Annotated in this window: 6 protein-coding genes; 3 read left to right on the top strand and 3 right to left on the bottom strand. The window is 58.4% G+C overall.

Translation table 11 applies throughout. From position 1 onward, the window contains the following. Positions 1 to 459 precede the first annotated feature (459 nt). Positions 460 to 3,879 carry a hypothetical protein gene (locus CKA38_RS09550; protein ID WP_108825265.1) on the top strand — a complete coding sequence of 1,140 codons (3,420 nt, stop codon included), beginning with the start codon at positions 460 to 462 and terminating at the stop codon, positions 3,877 to 3,879. A gap of 17 nt (positions 3,880 to 3,896) precedes the next feature. Beyond that, positions 3,897 to 5,582 (top strand): SMP-30/gluconolactonase/LRE family protein, encoded by a 1,686-nt coding sequence (locus tag CKA38_RS09545; protein WP_152032775.1) that lies wholly within the window; start codon positions 3,897 to 3,899, stop codon positions 5,580 to 5,582. Positions 5,583 to 5,804: 222 nt separating this feature from the next. Here the strand turns inward: CKA38_RS09545 and CKA38_RS16410 are convergent, their stop codons facing one another. Both CKA38_RS16410 and CKA38_RS09530 read right to left on the bottom strand, forming a co-directional pair. Next, positions 5,805 to 10,784: a DUF2264 domain-containing protein gene (locus CKA38_RS16410; protein ID WP_236918984.1), complete on the bottom strand. Its 4,980-nt coding sequence runs from the start codon at positions 10,782 to 10,784 to the stop codon at positions 5,805 to 5,807. Positions 10,785 to 11,056: 272 nt separating this feature from the next. Next, entirely contained in the window at positions 11,057 to 13,819 is a 2,763-nt protein-coding gene (locus CKA38_RS09530) for a right-handed parallel beta-helix repeat-containing protein (protein WP_108825262.1), read from the bottom strand. 395 nt (positions 13,820 to 14,214) lie between these two features. Between CKA38_RS09530 and CKA38_RS09520 the strand changes: the two genes are divergently transcribed. Then, complete coding sequence (locus CKA38_RS09520; RefSeq protein WP_425482500.1) at positions 14,215 to 17,112, top strand: glycosyl hydrolase; 2,898 nt, start codon at positions 14,215 to 14,217, stop codon at positions 17,110 to 17,112. Between the two features lie 324 nt (positions 17,113 to 17,436). On the opposite strand, the gene CKA38_RS09515 is transcribed toward CKA38_RS09520, so the two are convergent. Then, positions 17,437 to 18,210, bottom strand: a complete 774-nt coding sequence (locus tag CKA38_RS09515; RefSeq protein ID WP_152032773.1) for a hypothetical protein — start codon at positions 18,208 to 18,210, stop codon at positions 17,437 to 17,439. Positions 18,211 to 18,263 lie beyond the last annotated feature (53 nt).

Genomic DNA, 18,263 nt, shown 5'->3' with positions numbered 1-18,263 from the left:
CAGCCATCTTGTAATTGAGGCCGTGTGGTGGCGCATGCCAAAAAAGAATCTGCTGTGGGGAAAAACATAAGTGGGGACGCATCCAGGGCCGTGTTGTGAATGACTGTCCGCATACCAAAAGAAGTGTTGTTTACTCGCAATAACCTCGCTGGTTTACCGTTGACTTCATTTTCGTGAAATCGTCCGCGTTTGAATCGAGCAAACACGCGCATGACTGCCGCCGTTGCGTGTTCATAACAAAAACACTCATATATTTATCAACGCAATGGTTTCGCCCCGGGCCGCCTCTGCGTTACAAGGCAATGAGTCAACGGTTGAAATACCAATATGTTTTCACCCGGGCATGAATAGTCAGTATGTCGTTAATTATTCAAGAGCCCTATGCCCCGTTCCCCCGGCTATCCAAATCATCGCCCGGCCATGCACCATCAAGTAATCCAACGCCTTATGTTTTTGCCAATGGCACTCTGCGCCTTGCTGTTTGGCATTTCCACATCAACCACGCTCAAGGGTGAGACCGCAAGCAAGAGCAACACCGTGCTGCTTGAACCCGAGACTTTTCGCGCATGCGGCGGATGGGAGGTGATGGACGGACAGGACGGCACGACGGAAATATTCATCAAGGCCACCAACACAGGCGGAACCGCCCTTGCCGGTTTCGGCATCACCACCGCCGGCACTTACACGATATGGGCAAACACCCGCGACTACGACACCAGCCCCGGCAGCCGCCGATTCAAGGTGCTGGTCGACGGACAGGAACCGGACATCGAATGCGGCGCGCACGGAGTAAACGGATGGCGCTGGGAACGAGTTAAGGAAATCCCGCTCACCTCCGGCACGCATACCATTGAAGTGAAGGACACCGCCCAATATCTCGGACGGCTGGAAGCGGTGCTTGTCACCAGCGCCGGGCTTGATCCCAATGCGGTCGAGCGCGCCTCGCTCAACACCTACCGGCAAACACCCTTGCAGGCCGCGCGCGTTCCCGTGCAATCCCCGGGGTTGGAAAACCCCACTGTCACCGAGGGCGCGGCGGGCGTCGCAGCGGAACTGCGCACCCACGACATGGCGCTGCGATTCCGCAAGGCGCGGACTGTTGACGGACAGGAATTTCTGCTGCGCGAAATCGAATTTCTCACCGGCAACGCCGCCACGCTTTCGTGGAGGGGAAATGCCGAGCCCATTTATCTCATCCGCGCGGCGGAATCCACCGTCCGCCCCGGCTGGGCTCCGCGCTGGAAAAGCGCCGAGTTTGAAAATTGGACGTTCAATGGCGGCACGTGGACATTGCCCGCCGACACGCGCAACGTCTTCCTCGCGGGTGATGCGCGCGCCGCGTATCTGCCCGATTCCGTCGCGCAAGTTGTCGACGCAAAAACAATCAAGATTCTCTACAAACTGCGCCAAGGCGCCGTCGTCACCGGGTTTCCCGACGAGATCACCGTCACCTGGCAAGTGCCCGAATCCGGCCATGCCGCGCGCATGGAAGTTTCCATGACCACGGTGCAGTCGGGTTTCTATTCGCTCGCCTTCGCCGCGACCGGCGCGGGCGGTGTTTCCTTCGACAAAGTCACCGCCGTGCAACTGCCGCCGCTTTATCAATTCAAGCGCCTGCCCGATGTGCCCGTCATGATCATGTCCTCGATGGCTCCGCATCCAATGGCCCTCGTGGAAACCTCCGAGATTTCCGGCATGCCCGCGCTCACGCACGGCGTCGTCGCCGATCCCGACCGCCTTCCGTCCGAATGGGCCGAGCGCGACAATGCCACGCACGGATTTTCCCTGCTCGGCGCGGAACTGGCGGCGCAGCCCGTTGTTTTTTCCCCCGTGCTTGGCGGACACAATTCGCAGAAAAACAACGGCGACACGCTGAACGCCGCATGGTGGGTGGTCACCGCTCCGCAGCCCTGGTTCGAAACAATGCGCGACACCGACACCGGCATCCTGAGACTGCGCGATTACCGCGAACCGTGGAACACCTCGCTCACCGAGCAGGCCATCAATATTATCAAGCTCATAAAATCCGGCCCGCAATTCCGCTGGTATGACAATCTCAAGGGACCGTCCAACATCGAAAGCAGAAGCACCGCCACGCACTCGGCGCCGCTCATGCTTGTGTCCGCCGCGCGGCTCACCCGTGACGACGAGTTTTATAAAACGCGCGGCCTTCCCACGCTCGAGTTCATGCTCAGCCGTTCCTCCGCGCACTTCGCCCTCAGCACCGACCAGACTTATGTGAAACGACCGGAGGACATCCGCCTCTCATTCCTCCGCAGCAGCTTCTACGGCACCGCGCTTTGGCAGGGGTTCGACAATCTCCTCGGCGGACTCAACCCGTGGCTGCGCGACTACATGATGAACGGCACCAATGTCGTCACCGCGGGCGGACAGGTTCCCGCATGGTCGGAAAAACTCGCGCTCCACCGCAGCATGCCCGACATCGCGCTTCTCAACACAATCAAAGCCGAGGCGAAAACCTGGGCCGCGACCCAGTTTGGAAACACCACGGCAAACCAGACGCCGCGTGACATATCCTATTTTTATAATGTGTCCTTTTATCCCTATTGGTGGGATTTGCTCGACCTCTATGAGCTGACCGGCGACGCCGAAATACTGGCCTACGCCAGACAGGGGGCGAGCCTCACCACCGCCGGGCAATGGGTGACGCCCATCGTCCCCGCCGATCCCGCCGCAAACCTGACGCTCTACGCCGGCGGCACGCTCAGCGTCACACGCACGATCTGGTGGGATGGCGACGAACGGAAGCGCATCGGATTCCCGCCAAATCATCCCCCCGGCACACCCGCGACCTTCAACATCCCCGAAAAAAATGTCCCCGCGTGGCTGCCCGCCACCACCGGACTCGGGCTCGAGCAGCCCTCCACTTATTTCACGCCAAACGGACTCAACAACATCCAGCTCGCCGTGTGGGCCGCCAACCTCATGCGCCTTCACTCCATCACCGGCGAGGACTACTGGCGCACGCACGCGCGCAACGCCATCATCGGCCGCGGCGCCTCGTATCCCGGCTACTACCTCTCCCTGTATTCAGATTTACAATACAATCCCGGTTACACCGAAAACGGCCCAGACATCACATCGCTCTACTGGCATCACGCGCCCGTGCATCTCGCGATGCTCGTCGATTTTCTTGTCACCGACGCGGACGCCCGCACCGGCGGCGCGATCCGTTTCCCCTACGTCAAATCGCAGGGATATGTCTGGTTCTCCTCGCGAATTTACGGGGGAAGCCCCGGCAGGATTTTCGACGATCCGGCGTGCTGGCTCTGGCTCGACAATCAGAAATTCAACGTCAACACGCCCAAGGTCGACCACATCGCCGCGCGCAGTGAAAACCGCTTTCACCTCGTGCTCATGAACCAGGCGCGCGACAACACCACCGCCCGCGTGTTTATTGACAAAGCCGCCCTCGGCATCGCCCTCCCGGCATCGGCCTTGCTGCGCGACGCCAACGGCAACACCTCCACGCTCGCCCCCGACGCCGATGGCAAGTTCACCGTCACGCTCGCGCAAGGCGGACTCGTCGTGCTCACGTTTGACGCGGCGCGCGAAACCATGGCGCCCGACGCCCCCGCACTTTCCGAAAAACCCATCGTCGCCAGTATCGACGCGACATGGGAGGACTTGCACGCGTTCCGCATTCGCTCGCCTCACGGGGCGGACTCGCTCTACGTCGCCCTCAGCGGCATTCCGGATGATGGCAAAATGACGCTCCTCTTTGTCGACGCCTCCGGCGGCACGCGCGCGGTCGCGACAAAAGACACAGCCCCTTCGAGCTCACCGCCGATGACATTTCCTACGGCGATGTTGTGCGCTTCAAGGTTCAGCTTGAGCAAACCGGAGGTGCTGCCGTAACCACGCAACTTTTCACATTGAACGGCACCAAGCCCGCCAACCCAAGCGGACTCAACGCCACCAACATGGACAATGGCGGCGCGCTGCTCAAATGGCCTGCCGCTCCCGGAGCGGTCACCTACAACATCAAGCGCGCCACAACACCCGGCGGACCGTTTCAAAAAATTGCGCAAATCGCCGCATCGCCTGATGCCACTATCATCGAATACACAGACGCGACAAATCTGACCGACGGCCAAGATTACTACTATGTGATTTCCGCCTCAAACGCCTACGGTGAGAGCTTCGACAGCGCCCACGCCAGGGTGGACATTTCCAACGCCGCCGCGCCGCAAATCACAACTCAACCGCTAAGTCAAAACACCGAGTGCGGCGCCTCTGTCACGCTCTCCGTGACCACGCCCGAAAGCGGAGTCACTTATCAATGGCTGAAAGACGGCCAGACCATCGCCGGAGCCACTTCCGCCACGCTCACCCTTGCCGGAATCCCGGCAGACAGTGGCAGCTATCAAGTCCGCATCACCGGTCAAAACGGCGTCACGCTCAGCACCGCCGCGACACTCACCATCGTGCCATCGCAAACCGGCGCCCACGGCACGCCCGCCGCGTTGACCGTTGACGCATCGGGCATCGTGTATGTTTCGGACGAGGAGAAAAATGTCATCCACACGCTCACGCCTCCCGGAAGCACCAATGTCTATGTGAATGTGTTTGCCGGCGCGCCCGGCGAAAGCGGCGCCCTGGACGGCACCGGCACAAACGCGCGTCTCAACCGCCCGGTTGGAATAACCGTGCGCTCGGGCACACTCTATGTGGCGGATTCCGGCAACGCCCGGTTGCGCACCATCAGCGCCGGGCGCGAAGTGAAAACACATCCCGCGATTATCTCCGGCGAACTCACCGCCATCGCCATCGACCCCGCGGGCAACATTTATGCCGCCGACAAATCCGCCCATGTGATTCGCAAAATCGAAGCCGCGACCGGCAACCCGGTCATCGTTGCCGGACAGCTCAACACCTCCGGCACGCTCGACGGCAGCGGCACCGCCGCCCAATTCAACGCGCCCGCGGGAATCGCCCACGCCGCGGGCATCCTGTATGTCGCCGACACAGGCAACCACACCATTCGCAAAATCGACCTCGCGCACAATAACAGCGTCGCCACTCACGCAGGTTGCGCCACTGTGCACGGCAGTGTCGATGGACACCGCGACGACGCGCTTTTTAACCAACCCGAGGGACTCATCGTCGATGGTGACGGCACGCTCTATGTCGCCGACACGGGCAACTCGACCATCCGCGAAATAACAGCCGGCGGTTACGTGAACACGCTCGCAGGCAACCCCGGAGCTGATGGCGTCACCGGCATCGCCGGCTTCAAGGACGCCACGGGAACAAACGCCCTCTTCAATCATCCGCGCGATCTGGCGCTCGGCAACAACGGCGAATACTTGTATGTCGCCGACTCGGGCAATCGCGCAATCCGGCGGATCGACTCGACAAACAAAGTGCAAACCATGACCGCCATCGTGTCATCGGGAACATCGACAAATCCGGAACAACCCGAAAATCCCGACAATGGAAACAAAGGCGGCGGTGGTGGTGGCGGCGCCCCTCGGCATGGTATCTCGCCGCCGCACTCGCGCTGCTCGCCGCAAAATTGCGCGAAAAGAAATAATCCCCGGCCGCCGATTCCCTTATAAAAAACCACGCGTGCGCAAGGAGCGGCGGCGTCCCCGCCGCCGGACGAGGCCAAAGCCTCGCACTTGGCCGGACCGCATTCGGATCCGCTCTTTGTATCCGAAAAACAAATACGCAAAGGGCGCTCGCGTTGCTCGCGTCCGGCGGCGGGACGCCGCCGCTCCTTGCGCACGCGCCTCTCTAAAGAATCTTATTTTATTATATATACGAAAACCGGCGCGGCATCACTCCGCATCCAAGCTCAGAACCGCGAGCCCGTATGTCGCGATCTCCACAGACCACTCGGATTGCGCGGTATCAAGTTTCGCCATCCGGTCCGGCGAGGTGCGGATTGTCGCGCTTTTCCATGCGCTGGCCTTCACTCCAACAAATGCGGATGGCGGAGCCTTCACCGTCGTTTTCACCGGACGCGCGCTGTTGTTCAAAAGAACCACATGCGTGCGCGCACCGTTTGCGCCGCGAGCCACAATATAATCCACCTCGGGCGTTCCCGTGTCGACATTCCCCCACGCAAGATTGACCGCCTCCCCATACAGCTTTCCGGGGGCAAACCCAAAACACGCATGAGGCCCGACCTTGGGCGTGAGGAATCCGCGCGGAAAGGCAATGCCGCCGGCGGAGCGCAATTCCACCTCGGAAACCAGATAGTCGGTTATCCACCCAAACTGCCACCACGCATGATGCGGAAAGGAGCCGGGGCCCGCGTTCACATGCAGCCAGTAGTAGGTCGCCGCCTGGGTCTTCGGATGCAAAAACGCGTCGCGCCCCAGCACGGCGGCGCGCGCGAGATCGCGGAAGAGCGGCTCGCCCGTGATCCCCGCCATGCGGATGAAAAGGCCGGCATAGCTGGCGAGAAGAATCGGCCCGCTGCCGCTCGCCGTGCCAATGGTTCCGCCATGCTCGAAGGCAAGCCCGGTCTGGTTGATCTGCCAGTCGGCGAGTGTGTTTTTCTTGTGCGTTTTCTTCGCATTGGTCGCAAGCGGCTGGGTAAACACATCCGTCACATACTGCCGCGCAGTCTCGATTGACGCCTCGCGGTAGCGCACATCGCCAGTGATATCGAAAAGGTCGAGAAACGCCTGCGCGGCCTGCACCGTGGCAAAGTCGGGGGCGAAACGCGCATCGCCGCACACTCCGAGAAACCGCGCGGGCGTGACCGCGTTTTTAATCATCCAGTCCGCGCCGCGGCGCGCCGCCGCGAGATATTTTTCGTCACCCAGAATCCGGTAGGCGACAATCAAGCCGTAGAATGTCGCGCGCGCGTCGGGCAGTTCCGTGAAAAGCTCCTTGTGCGTGGCGTGATCATAGGCGACCGCCCAGCTGCCATCGGCGCGCTGCCACTCCAGCAATCGCTCCGCTCCGAGTCGCAAACGCTCGCGCAACTCGGCATCGCCGGGCTCGAAGAGCAGGATGTTGCCGATGTCGAGCATCGTGTAATAGGTGATGGCAACAGGCTCGACATAATCGCCCCACTCCTCGACGAAGCGGCGCGACTTCGCGAGATAGTATTGGCCGAGCGCCGCGCCTTGGAAAAAGCCGGGGGCGCTTTGTTGCTGGACGAGTTTAAAATTGCGCGCGTAGGGCAGCCGGTCGCGCACGAGGCGCGGATCATTCGTGAGCCGCGCAAGCATCCACATCGCGCCATAGTCGGAGTTTTTCATGGCGTCGTAATCTCCCTTTATTTTCGGGTCGCGCCGGGCGCCGACCACGCCGCCATTGTAGGCCTGCGCCCCGATTGTCATGCCGCCGAATTCCTCGGTGTGCCAGAGCGACGTTGCGTCATCAGTCACATATTCGTGAAGCGAGTGAAGCCGCTGGCTGAGCGAACGAACCGGTTTCTTCAAAGCGAGAAAATCGTGCACGCGATAGATGTCCTCCGCGGCGTGCTTGATGGCGGCGAACCAATCGTCTGCGCGCAATGAGTAGCGAAACGAAAACGTGAGCGACTGCCCCGCCTCCAGTCGCGAATCACGGCTGCCGAGAAGCGCGCGGTAAAGAGTCGGCGTGAGCTCGCCCGCCCGGTTCATGTGCGAAAGCCCGATGCGCCAGATTTCGCGGGTCGCGGCGTTGGCAGAATACGGATCGACGACGCCGGGTTCGGCGATAACCGCCAGCGTGGCGCCCGCCTTGTTGGTGATGATCGAGGCAAGCGTGGAGGCCGCGCCTTCATTGGCGATGACCGGGCGGTCCGGCAAGCCGTGGCCGTATGCGAATGCGAGCGGGAAATCGCGGTTGAAACGATCACCCTTGAAGTAACCCGGCACCACCGCCCACTTCAGATCGCGTGGCGCAACCGTGGCGAGTGTCGGCGTGGGCAGTGAAAACCAGCCGTCCTTGCGGGCGGTGAGCGTCAGCTCCACGCACACATCTCCGGGAAACGAGGCGTCGATTTTCCAACGCGCAACCACATCCGCCACATCAGTCCGGTGGCGAAACACCAGCGAGCCATCGGCGCATGATTCCATTGCCGACGGATAAAAAACGCGCTCCTCGCCGACGAGGTTGAGCGCCGCGGGAATGGTCGCCTTGGCCCAGCGCGGCACGGGATATTTATAGATGGGCTCGGGAAAAACATCCGTGCGGTCGGAAAGGGAAAACGGCACGGGCGTTTTATCCGGTTCCGTTTCCGAATAGAGAATGCGGTATTGCCCCGAGGGTTCGCCAAGCGGAATCCCCTTCCCTTCCGCAACGTCGCCGAGCACATCAACGCCGCCGAGTTTCCAGCCGTCGGAAGACTGACGCCATTGCAGGCGCGCGGCGGGGCTCGAAAGCGTCGCCTCGTCGGACGCGGCCGCATTGGTTGTTGCGAACATGAAAATCTGCGCGGCAAAAATGCCGGCGGTTATCAGGCGGTTTGTTTTCATCGGTTGATTGTCGGTTAAATTAGAGTGCGTGATCGGCCGGCAAATCCTCGCCCGCCCAAATTCGTTTTTGCGTCCAGGGCAGGCTCGGCTCGGTCCAGAATGGATCACTCGGGGCAGTCCCAATTGCAGCAACCCGAACGTGCACAAATACAGGCTGCCGGTGTTGATATACCGCTCGGCCATTTGCGGCTGCGCGCCAACAACGCCGCGTTGCAACCAGCCTTCGCTGTCAAACGTCCCCGGCGCCTCGATCATTCGTTTGATGACCGCGTTCAACGCCGCGCGCACGGCGCCGCGGGGAAGCGTCGGCGGCAACTCATCTTTTAACGCGACGAGAGACAACGTTTGGAATGCGCCAAAGCGGTAGGTGGACGAGCGCCCGATCACCGGAAACGAGCCCTCGGGCGAAATCATGCGCTCCTGGATTTCCGCATACCGGCGCGCGCGGGTTTGAATCACGGGCAGTCGATTCGCAATCGGGAGTTTTTGCTCGGCGCACACCGCGAGCACATCCCAAAGCATCGGTTGAATCACGAAGCTGTTGTAATAATCCCAGTGGAGCGGCTGGCCGTCGCCGTATGTGCCGTCGCCCTTATACCAGGAGTCATGGTCGGCCACCGCGGTTTCGATGGCGCTCATTTCGCACTCCCCTGAAAACTTGAGCAACGCGGCCTCGACGGTGGCGCTGAAAAGCTCCCAGTTATTTTTCTGCGCCTTGGTGACACGCGAGGCCTTCAGTGACGCGATGACATTGGCGCGCGCGCTTTCATCGAGGTTGCCCCACAATTGTGTCGGCGCCCGAAGCAGCGCCTGCGCGAGAAACGCCGTGTCAACAAGAGGCTGGCCGCGTTCGTTAAAGATCAAATGCGCGGGCGACTTGGGATCGGTCGAGCAACGAATGGCCTTCACCGCGAGATCGATATACTCGGCGCGAAGCCTGCCCTCGGCATCCTCGCCGGGGCCGAGTTCGAGCCAGGGCGAGATTCCCGCCAGCGTGCGTCCCAATGCCTCAAGCGGAGCAAACCGGTCGCGGCCGACATAAACTTTTGGGAGCTTTTCCTTCAGCTTTCCCTCGGCCGCCGCATTCAGGACGGGCCCGGCCACGCGTTTCAAAACGGCGACTTGATAGGCGCGCTGCTCCGCGGCCTCGGGCGCGGCTGCCTTCTTCACGGACGCAAACACATCGGGAGAGGCGCGCAGGAGTTTTAAGATTTCAGACCCCGCCAGCAAAAATGCGCCCGTGCCGTATTCCTGATATGTCTTCGATGAATGCGCCCCGGGCGCGGCACCGATGGGTTGCACATAACCGAGCATGCCGTCCGGACGCTGGCACGAGCGCAACGCGCGCCATCCGCGCTCGATCGCCGGGACATACGCGCGCGCGTCAAGCAGGCCGTTGCGCACACCCCACGTGAAACCATAAATGAAAAACGCGCTGCCGCTGACCTCGCCATGGCCGTAGGCGTCGGGATCGAGCAAGCCCATGCGCCAGAGTCCGTCGGGCGATTGGAGTTCGAGAATGCGCGGCGCCATTGTTTTGAAAAGGGTTTCGAATTTTTCCCGCTGCGCGCCCCCGGGCATCCATTCAATAATACGCGGAAGCCCCGCAAACACCCAGCCGTTGCCCCGCGACCAGAACATTTTTTCCCCATTCCGCTCCTGAAACAATGCTTTCGTTCCGTTCTTCCTTATCGCAGACGGACGGAAATCCTTGTCATGGGGCATGTAGTTTTTGTCGCGGAAAAAAAGACGCTCGCGCGAGTCATATAGATAATCAACCGCCTCCCAATATAAACGCGTCATCTCATCAAGATATTTTTGATCGCCGGTCGCCTTGGCCAGGCGCGCCCATGCCGGCGGCTGCATGTAAAGCGCATCGCACCACCAGAACAATTCCGCGCCCTTGTGTTTTTGGGCGATCAATTTGTCGAATGTCTCGATGGTGGGTTTTATGTCCGCGCGCTTCGGATCGAGCATGTGGAGTTCGATATACGACTGGCATGCGATGTGGTCATCGGCATGGATCGGACGCGGACCGGGCTGCCACGACGCGTCTTCCGCCCATTTCCACGCATAGTCGATGTAGGCGTTCTCACCAGTGGTGCGCCACGCCTCCATGACGCCGGTCATGAACGCGCCATGCACCCAGCCGCGCGGGCCGGCGTGACTGTCCATGGCGTATTTACTGGTGTCCGTGGTGCGATGGGCCGCCTGCCACGCGAAGGCCTTGCTCATGCGAACTTGAATATCAGACTGGTCCGGCGCGCCCGCAAAGGCGGCGAGTGGAAGAACCACCGCGGACAAAAGGGCAAGGGTGAGGGGTTTTATTGTCGCTTTCATAACATGAATAAAATCGGCGAAATTCGGGCAATGTCACGCCACTGCTGCGGGCATGTCTCGGAATTGTGACCAAACCACGCGTGCGACAAGGAGCGGCTGCGTCCCGCTGCCGGACGCGAGCAATGCGAGCGCCCCTCGCGCAATTGGTTTCCTAACTCAAAACATCTTCGAGAGCGCACTCGCATTCGAGCGCGCACAGCCGGAGAGCGAGGCCGTTGGCCTCGTCCGGCGGCGGGACGCCGCCGCTCCTTGCGCACGCGCCTTTTCATGCGTCAGGGTTTGTTGTTTTTCACCGTGGCGTTGTCGCTGTCGATGACCGTGAGTCGCTGCTCGGGCGAACCGAGGCGCGGGTCGCCACTGGTGTCGTTGCCGGAAATCACGCAGCCATCGGTGTTGTCGACCAGGATAGCGATGTTCTCTTTTTCCGGCGCGATGAATTTCGCGCCCGCCGGGGCGGAGATCACATTGCCCGTGACCGTGCATCCCGTTGCGCTGCGCAACAGGATCGCGTGATAATTCCAATCGGTGATCGTGTTGTTCTCGATTCGAATGTCACGATGCAGGCGCGCCGGCTTGGTTGACGCCTTGCCGACGGCCTTCGCATCAACGGATGGAGTGTTAAGGTTGCGAAGATTCACCGCGATGCTTCCGCCGGACGAGGCGGAGCCGTCAACGGTCGAGGCGCTGATTTTGTTGCGCGCGATGAGCACCCGTTCGCTATGCAGACCGTTCGCCCAGGAATGCGGTTCGTTGAGCAGGGTGATCGCCGAATTGGATGAACCGGTGATATCGTTGTCGACGATGATCCCGTCGGTGGAGCGCACGATGACCGAGTAGCGGCGCACCGATTTGAAGGTGTTGTTCTTTATGACAAACCCGGAATTCTGGCGCGTGCGATTGAAGAGCTGCGCATTCTTCCACCACGTTTTGTCCCCCGCCGGAAAATCGTCCTTTGTGGCAAGGGCCGGTTTGAACGTCACATTATGCGCCCCGCCGCCCGCCGGTTTCACCGCGGTGACAGTGCGTGTTTCCCCGACAAGGCTGCCGTCGAACGGATTAAAAATGACAAACGCATCGCCGGGCTGGAGATTCATAAACGTGCCCGCAACCGTGAGCGTGTCATTTGCGGGCCTGGCATTGATCGCCATGCCCTTGTTATAAAGCGCGATGCCGTCGTCGCCGATGCTGTCGAATGTGCAACCCTCGATCCACGGACCGAGAAGATTGGCGCGAACATGCGCGCCATCGGCATTGCCCGCGTAAACCCGGGAGGCGTCCTTGGGCGACGACGCGCACGCGAGGATTTTCACATCCGAGCAATTGACGGCGATAAAATGCCCGGCGGGCGATGCGTGCGTGGTGACGCGATCGAAAGTGATGTCATCGCAGTTCATCTCGGCTGAGCAAAGGCTGCGTCCGCGTTCGCGGGAAAAAATGACAACACGGTCGCCCTTCGAGAAAAACTTGCCGTAGTTGACATGCGGCACCGCCACGTCGAAGAGATTCGGGCCGGCTGCATTGCGCGAGACCTTGGCGCCGGGGAAATTCATCACAAGGGGAGCCTTTGCTTTCATGCGACCGGTGATGACGGGATCAAGAATCACGCCCCACGACCAGTTCGCGATCATGTGCGGCGCGTCAAAATCGGGATAGCCGGGAAGGCTGCGAAGCGTGACCGTGGCGGCGGCGCCTTCTCCGGGATTAAACGACTCGACCACGCCCACCGAGTGGGGCAGCGGATCGTAATCAAAACGGAAGCGACGAACCGTGATCCGCTGGCACTCGCGCATGTTGAACGCGCCGGCACTGGGATTATCGATGATGAAAAGTGAATTGTTGCCGTCGATAATAAGGTCGTCGCGTTTGCTGAGCGTCAGGAAATGCGAATCCTTTTGGTTCATTTTCAAACGGTAGGTGGCGTTGGGCGCGAAAGTGATGAGCGAGGATGCGGGCGCCGCGTCAATCGCCGCGCGGATTTCGGCAAGCGTCGCATTGGCGGGAATGTTGATCTTGTTTGCCGGCGCGTGCAGCTTGTAAACACGCGTGCCGCTCCACTCCCCCGCCCTGCCGTTTGCCTGAATTGCGCGCGTGCGCCAAAAACGCGCGGAGGGATAAAGCGCCTGCATCGGGACGTAGCGCGGCGTTTCGACGCGCGTCACGGGAACGACCGTTTTTTTGTATGTGAAATCCGCCGCAATTTCGATCTCGTAGGCCACCGCGCCGGGCACCGCATCCCAGGTGAAGCTCGGGTTTTGCACAATGCCGGTTTGGTTGTTTGCCGGATAGACCGCGGGGCGCTTTGTCATCGCGCGCGCCTGCGAGGCCGGCGCGGGTTTCAGTTTGTAAACAAAGGTCCCGGCCCATTTGCCCGCCTTGCCCGACGCGTCGATGGTGCGCACGCGCCAGAAACGGTTTGACGGATACAAGGGTTCCGCCGGTGTGAAGCTCGGAGAATCGACGCGCGTCACGGGAACGACGGTTTTCTTATATTCATAATCCGCCGCGATCTCGATTTCGTAGGCCACCGCGCCCGTGACCGGCGTCCATGTGAAAACGGGCGTCGCGTTGGTGGATTCCTCGTTATGTTTCGGAGTGAGCAATTTCAACGTCTTGCTTTCTTTCACCGCCGAAGCGGCGGGCGTCGCGGATGCCGGGGCTTTCGCGGGCGCGCTCGTTTTCGGCTCGGGTTGCAGGCGATAAATGTATGCCGACGACCATTTGCCGGGATTCCCCGCGGAATCAATCGCCCGGACATGCCAGAAACGGTTTGTGCGATGGAGCGGCTTTGCGGGAGTGAAACTGGTGCCCTCGACGCGCGTGCGGGGAACGACAATCGTTTTGAAATCATAATCCGCCGAAACCTCGATCTCATAGGCAACGGCGCCGGGGCTTGCCGCCCATGAAAAAACGGGCGTGGCGTTGAGCGAAACCTCATTGTGTTTTGGCGTGAGAAGTTTTGGCGCATTGGGCGCGGCGGTTGCTGAAAGCGCGGTGAATACGAACAGCAAAAACAGGACGAAGCGTGATCGGTTCATGGTATGTTGGGTTGTGATATTTTGGGAATGCGCACAATAAATGCCCGGCTAACCGGGGGGATGTTTTTTGAGCAAAAGCAACGGCAACAGTTTTTGAAACCGAGGCAACGAGAGATACAGTCAACGGTAAACCTCAGCGATCGGCCCGGATCGTTTGGTTTCAAAATATGGCTCCTGAAACGAGTCAATTGTTGACCGCAAAATAGGTTTACCTTCAAGCCAAAATATCAGACTCATAATGAAACGCATACTCTGTGTATCAAGACACATGCGCACAATGCTCGTGAGCGGATAAATTACCTTTACCACCCAAAACCCGGTTCTTCACCTCAAGTCATATTTTATATGAAATTCAAACTGCTGTTTGTGATCTTTCTCGCCGCAGCCATTGTTAACTGCCCTGCGAAAAAAACAGGAAGGGCGTCAGATATAACCCCGGGGATTTCCGTAATCCCCCAAAAGAGTCCGGCCCGTTTGTCTGGTGGCATTGGGTTGGATATAATGTCGAAAAAGAAGGAATCACAAAGGATTTGGAGGCCATGAAAGAGGCCGGCATCGCCGGCGCGACACTGTTCCAACTCGTTTCCACCGCAACCGACAGATATCCTCCGCTGGCAAACAATTATTCAACAGGCGTGGATTACTTTAACGCAAAATGGTGGGAGCTGATGCGGCATACCATGGCGGAGGCCAAACGGCTCGGCTTGGAATTGGGAATGCACAACTGCATCGGATGGTCCGTCAGCGGCGGCCCCTGGATCAAACCCGAAACCGCAATGCAACATGTCGTCTGGTCGGAAATGAAAATCAACGGACCGAGGCATTTTGTCGGCTACTTGGAACAGCCCCCGTCCAGGTTGAATTTTTATAGGGACATTGCCGTGTTGCTCGTGCCCGATGGCGAACCCGGCGCCGGGCATATTATTGATGTTTCCGGCAAGATGCGCGCCGACGGAAAGTTAATCTGTGAGATTCCAAAAGGCGGCTATACTATTTATCGTTTCGGTCATACGCCCACAGGGGCCAAGCCAACCTCCGCCCCCGAAAATATAGACGCGCTCGAAGCCGACAAGATGAGCGCGCAAACCATGACGCTCCACATGAACAATGTTCTGGAGCCGCTGAAAAAGAACCTCGGCGAATATTTGGGGGAAACGCTCACTTACATGCTTTTCGACAGCTACGAGGCGGGAGACCAAAACTGGACGCCCCTTATGCGGGCGGAGTTTCTGAAACGAAATGGCTATGACATCGTTCCGTGGCTCCCGGTTTTGGCGGGACGCACACTCGAAAGCAAACAAGCCACCGACGGATTTAAGTGGGATTTGAAAAGAACCGTCTCCGACATGTTTATTGAATACAGCTATGGCATACCAAAACAGATGCTCAAGGAGCTTGGCATGTTGATACAAATCGAACCCTACGCCACGGGCCCCGTCAATGTGCCCAGACCATTCAATACTTTTGACACAGCGCATCTTTCCGATTTGCCCACCACGGAATTCTGGACCCGCATGCGCAAGGTCGACATAGACAAATGGCACGTCAACGCAGCCATACCCTTTTTTGGAATCAATATATTAAGCGCCGAGGCTTTTACCGGGGGCGGCTCCCAAAGCCGTTGGAACGAAACGCCCGCGCAGCTCAAGTTCAGCGGGGACGTCGCATTCTCCAAGGGAGTAAACCGATTGATTCTGCACCATTGGGTCCACCAGCCTTTTCCTGATAATATAAAACCGGGCATGTGCATGGGGCCGTGGGGAACACACTTCGGACGCAATCAAACCTGGTATGAATCCGGCAAGGCGTGGATTGTCTACCTGAGCCGCTCCCAATATCTGCTGCAAAAGGGCCAAAAAGTTTCCGACTTCATATCATTGGACGAATATATTCCCGGAGGTGATGTCATTTCTGAAAAGACACTGCTAAGCCATGTCCGCGTGGAAAACGGAAAACTTGTCAGTCCCTCAGGAAGGAAATACCACCTGCTTGCCGTCCCCAACACCGGCGAACTCTCCAATGCCGTTTTGACAAAGTTGCTCGATCTCGCCTCGCAAGGCGCAACAATACTTGGCCCCAAACCCTCGCAGCCCAAAGGGCTCAAGGACATCTCCCTCAATATAAAAGATCATCAACAACTCGCCTCCCGGATATGGGGACATAATACACAAGCTTCCTCCGGTGAGAACGTTTGTGGGAAAGGCAAAGTGCTCTGGGGTTATACGGTCGGGGAGGCGCTTAAAAAAATGAACATTGCGCCAAATGTTGCATTTATTGGAAACCTTGATGACTCCATTTGCTGGAGCCACCGGCAGGCGGGGGATATTGATATATTTTACTTTTCCAATACGGAGGCCAAGGCAAAACAAATAAAAGTATCATTGAGGGCCAAAGACAAAGCCCCTGAAATTTGGGATCCCGAGTCTGGAAAGATCACCCCGGCGAGTGTCTGGCAACCAACCGAAAGCGGAACCGACGTGACACTCCAATTCGCTCCCAGCCAGGCATTGTTTGTCGTTTTTAAAAGGCCAATCAACCAGTCCGACTTTATCACATCGGTCGCCTCACAAATTCCTTCGGAGGCTTTCACGATAGAAACCAGTAAAAAGAACGGTTGGTGCGTAAAAACGGCCAGCCCGGGCGTATTTGAATTGCGCACAACCGAGGGGCGGACCTTGCGTGCGTCAATTGCAAGCGTCCCTGAAGAGATCCTCATCGGGGGCGAGTGGAATGTTGATTTTAAATCACCCTTGGGGCGCGCCTTCTCCGCCACATTTGGAAAACTTGAATCCTGGGCGAAGTCCCAGAATGAACAGGTCAAATATTTTTCCGGCACCGCCACCTATCATAACACCGTGCATCTCGCGGAGAATCAAGTTGGGCGAAACATCTCCATTTCCCTCAACTTGGGAACCGTGAAGGACCTGGCATCAATTACAATAAACGGAAAACACGTCGCGGTCCTGTGGCACGCCCCCTATGAAGTGGACATCACTCAATATATAAAATCCGGTGAAAACAAAATTTCCATAGCGGTGACCAACACATGGACCAACCGCCTTATCGGTGACAATAATTACACGAATGATTGCGAGTGGGGGGATGCGCTCGGTTCCGACGGACGCGCTCTTTTGCGCTATCCCGAATGGTTGATTAACAACCAACCCCGTCCGTCGTCAAACCGGGTGGCGTTCTCATCATGGAACTATTTTAATGAAAAATCTCCTCTGCTGGATGCGGGTTTGTTAAGCGAGGTGAAGCTGCAATTCCGGCGGCATGCCGACTTCCAATAATATTACGGCAATGTCTACTCCCTTGGATTTTCGTAGGGGCGCACCTTGCGTGCGCCCTCGTGTTAGCCCGGTTTATGCATGCATATGCGCACAGTTATTCGAATGACGCGTGCGCAAGGAGCGGCGGCATCCCGCCGCCGGACGCGAACAACGCGAGCGCCCCTCGCGTATTCGTTTTTCGAATACTTGAGCATATTCCCATTCACATTTGTATTTACAATCGAACACGCTCCGACAAAGGGCGAGGCTCGCTGGCCTCGTCGGGCGGCGTGGACGCCGCCCCTCCTTGCGCACGCGTGCTTTGCACCAATACCGCTTGCGACGTTATTTTATAAACTCGATCTCAACATCATCCAACGCGAGCCCGTTGCCGGTTGATTTCGGATCCGTCGGATAATACCAGCGAATCGAAAAATACTCTCCCGGATACACACCGCGGCGGAATATCACCTCGGTCGCAGGAAACTTTTTCATGCACTCGGGAGCCATTCCATTCACGACATTGCTACCCTCGAGCTGCGGCGCGGTAAATGTCAGCGCCGGAACATCCGTCCACCATTGTTTTTGGCGCGCGGTGAAAGTGTCTGCGTTGAATTCCTTGCCGAAGAAACGCCAGCCCACGACCAGCGTCGTCGCCGCCTCGCTCTGCCGCCGCCACTGGCGGCCCGTGTAGGAAATTTTCACGCCCTTGATCGGCGCACCGGTTTCATTGAGGAATACGATCGCGGCAGCCGCGTCGCGCTCATTGCCCTGCGTGTTTCGAAATCCCACGGAGCGATTCGGATTTCCGTCCAAGCCGTAATTAAAAAATGCCGGGGCGTCGACATAAGCGCCGCTTGCCGAACAGTCTCCCTTCGAGTGCCCGACATCACGGAACCAGCCGCGCAACGTGACATTATTTTTCCAGGCGAGCGGTTCCGCCTTGTCCGGTTTTGTCGAGGCGGGGGCCGGCAATGAATTGAAGTTTTGCGAGTATGCCGCATTCACGGACACCTCGGCGGCGGACGAAGCGTCACCCTTCACAACAGCGATTTGCGCTTTCGACACAACTGATACAAGGCCAACGGACAATACAAGAACAGGGAATAGTTTTTTCATTGGATGACGGGGTTTATAATTAATAGTAGTAAATAATTCCGCATAGTTTTATC

The organism is Ereboglobus luteus (assembly GCF_003096195.1).
Lineage (GTDB): Bacteria > Verrucomicrobiota > Verrucomicrobiia > Opitutales > Opitutaceae > Ereboglobus > Ereboglobus luteus.
Note: the sequence above shows the minus strand (reverse complement) of the source record. Positions and strands in the feature narration are given on the sequence as shown.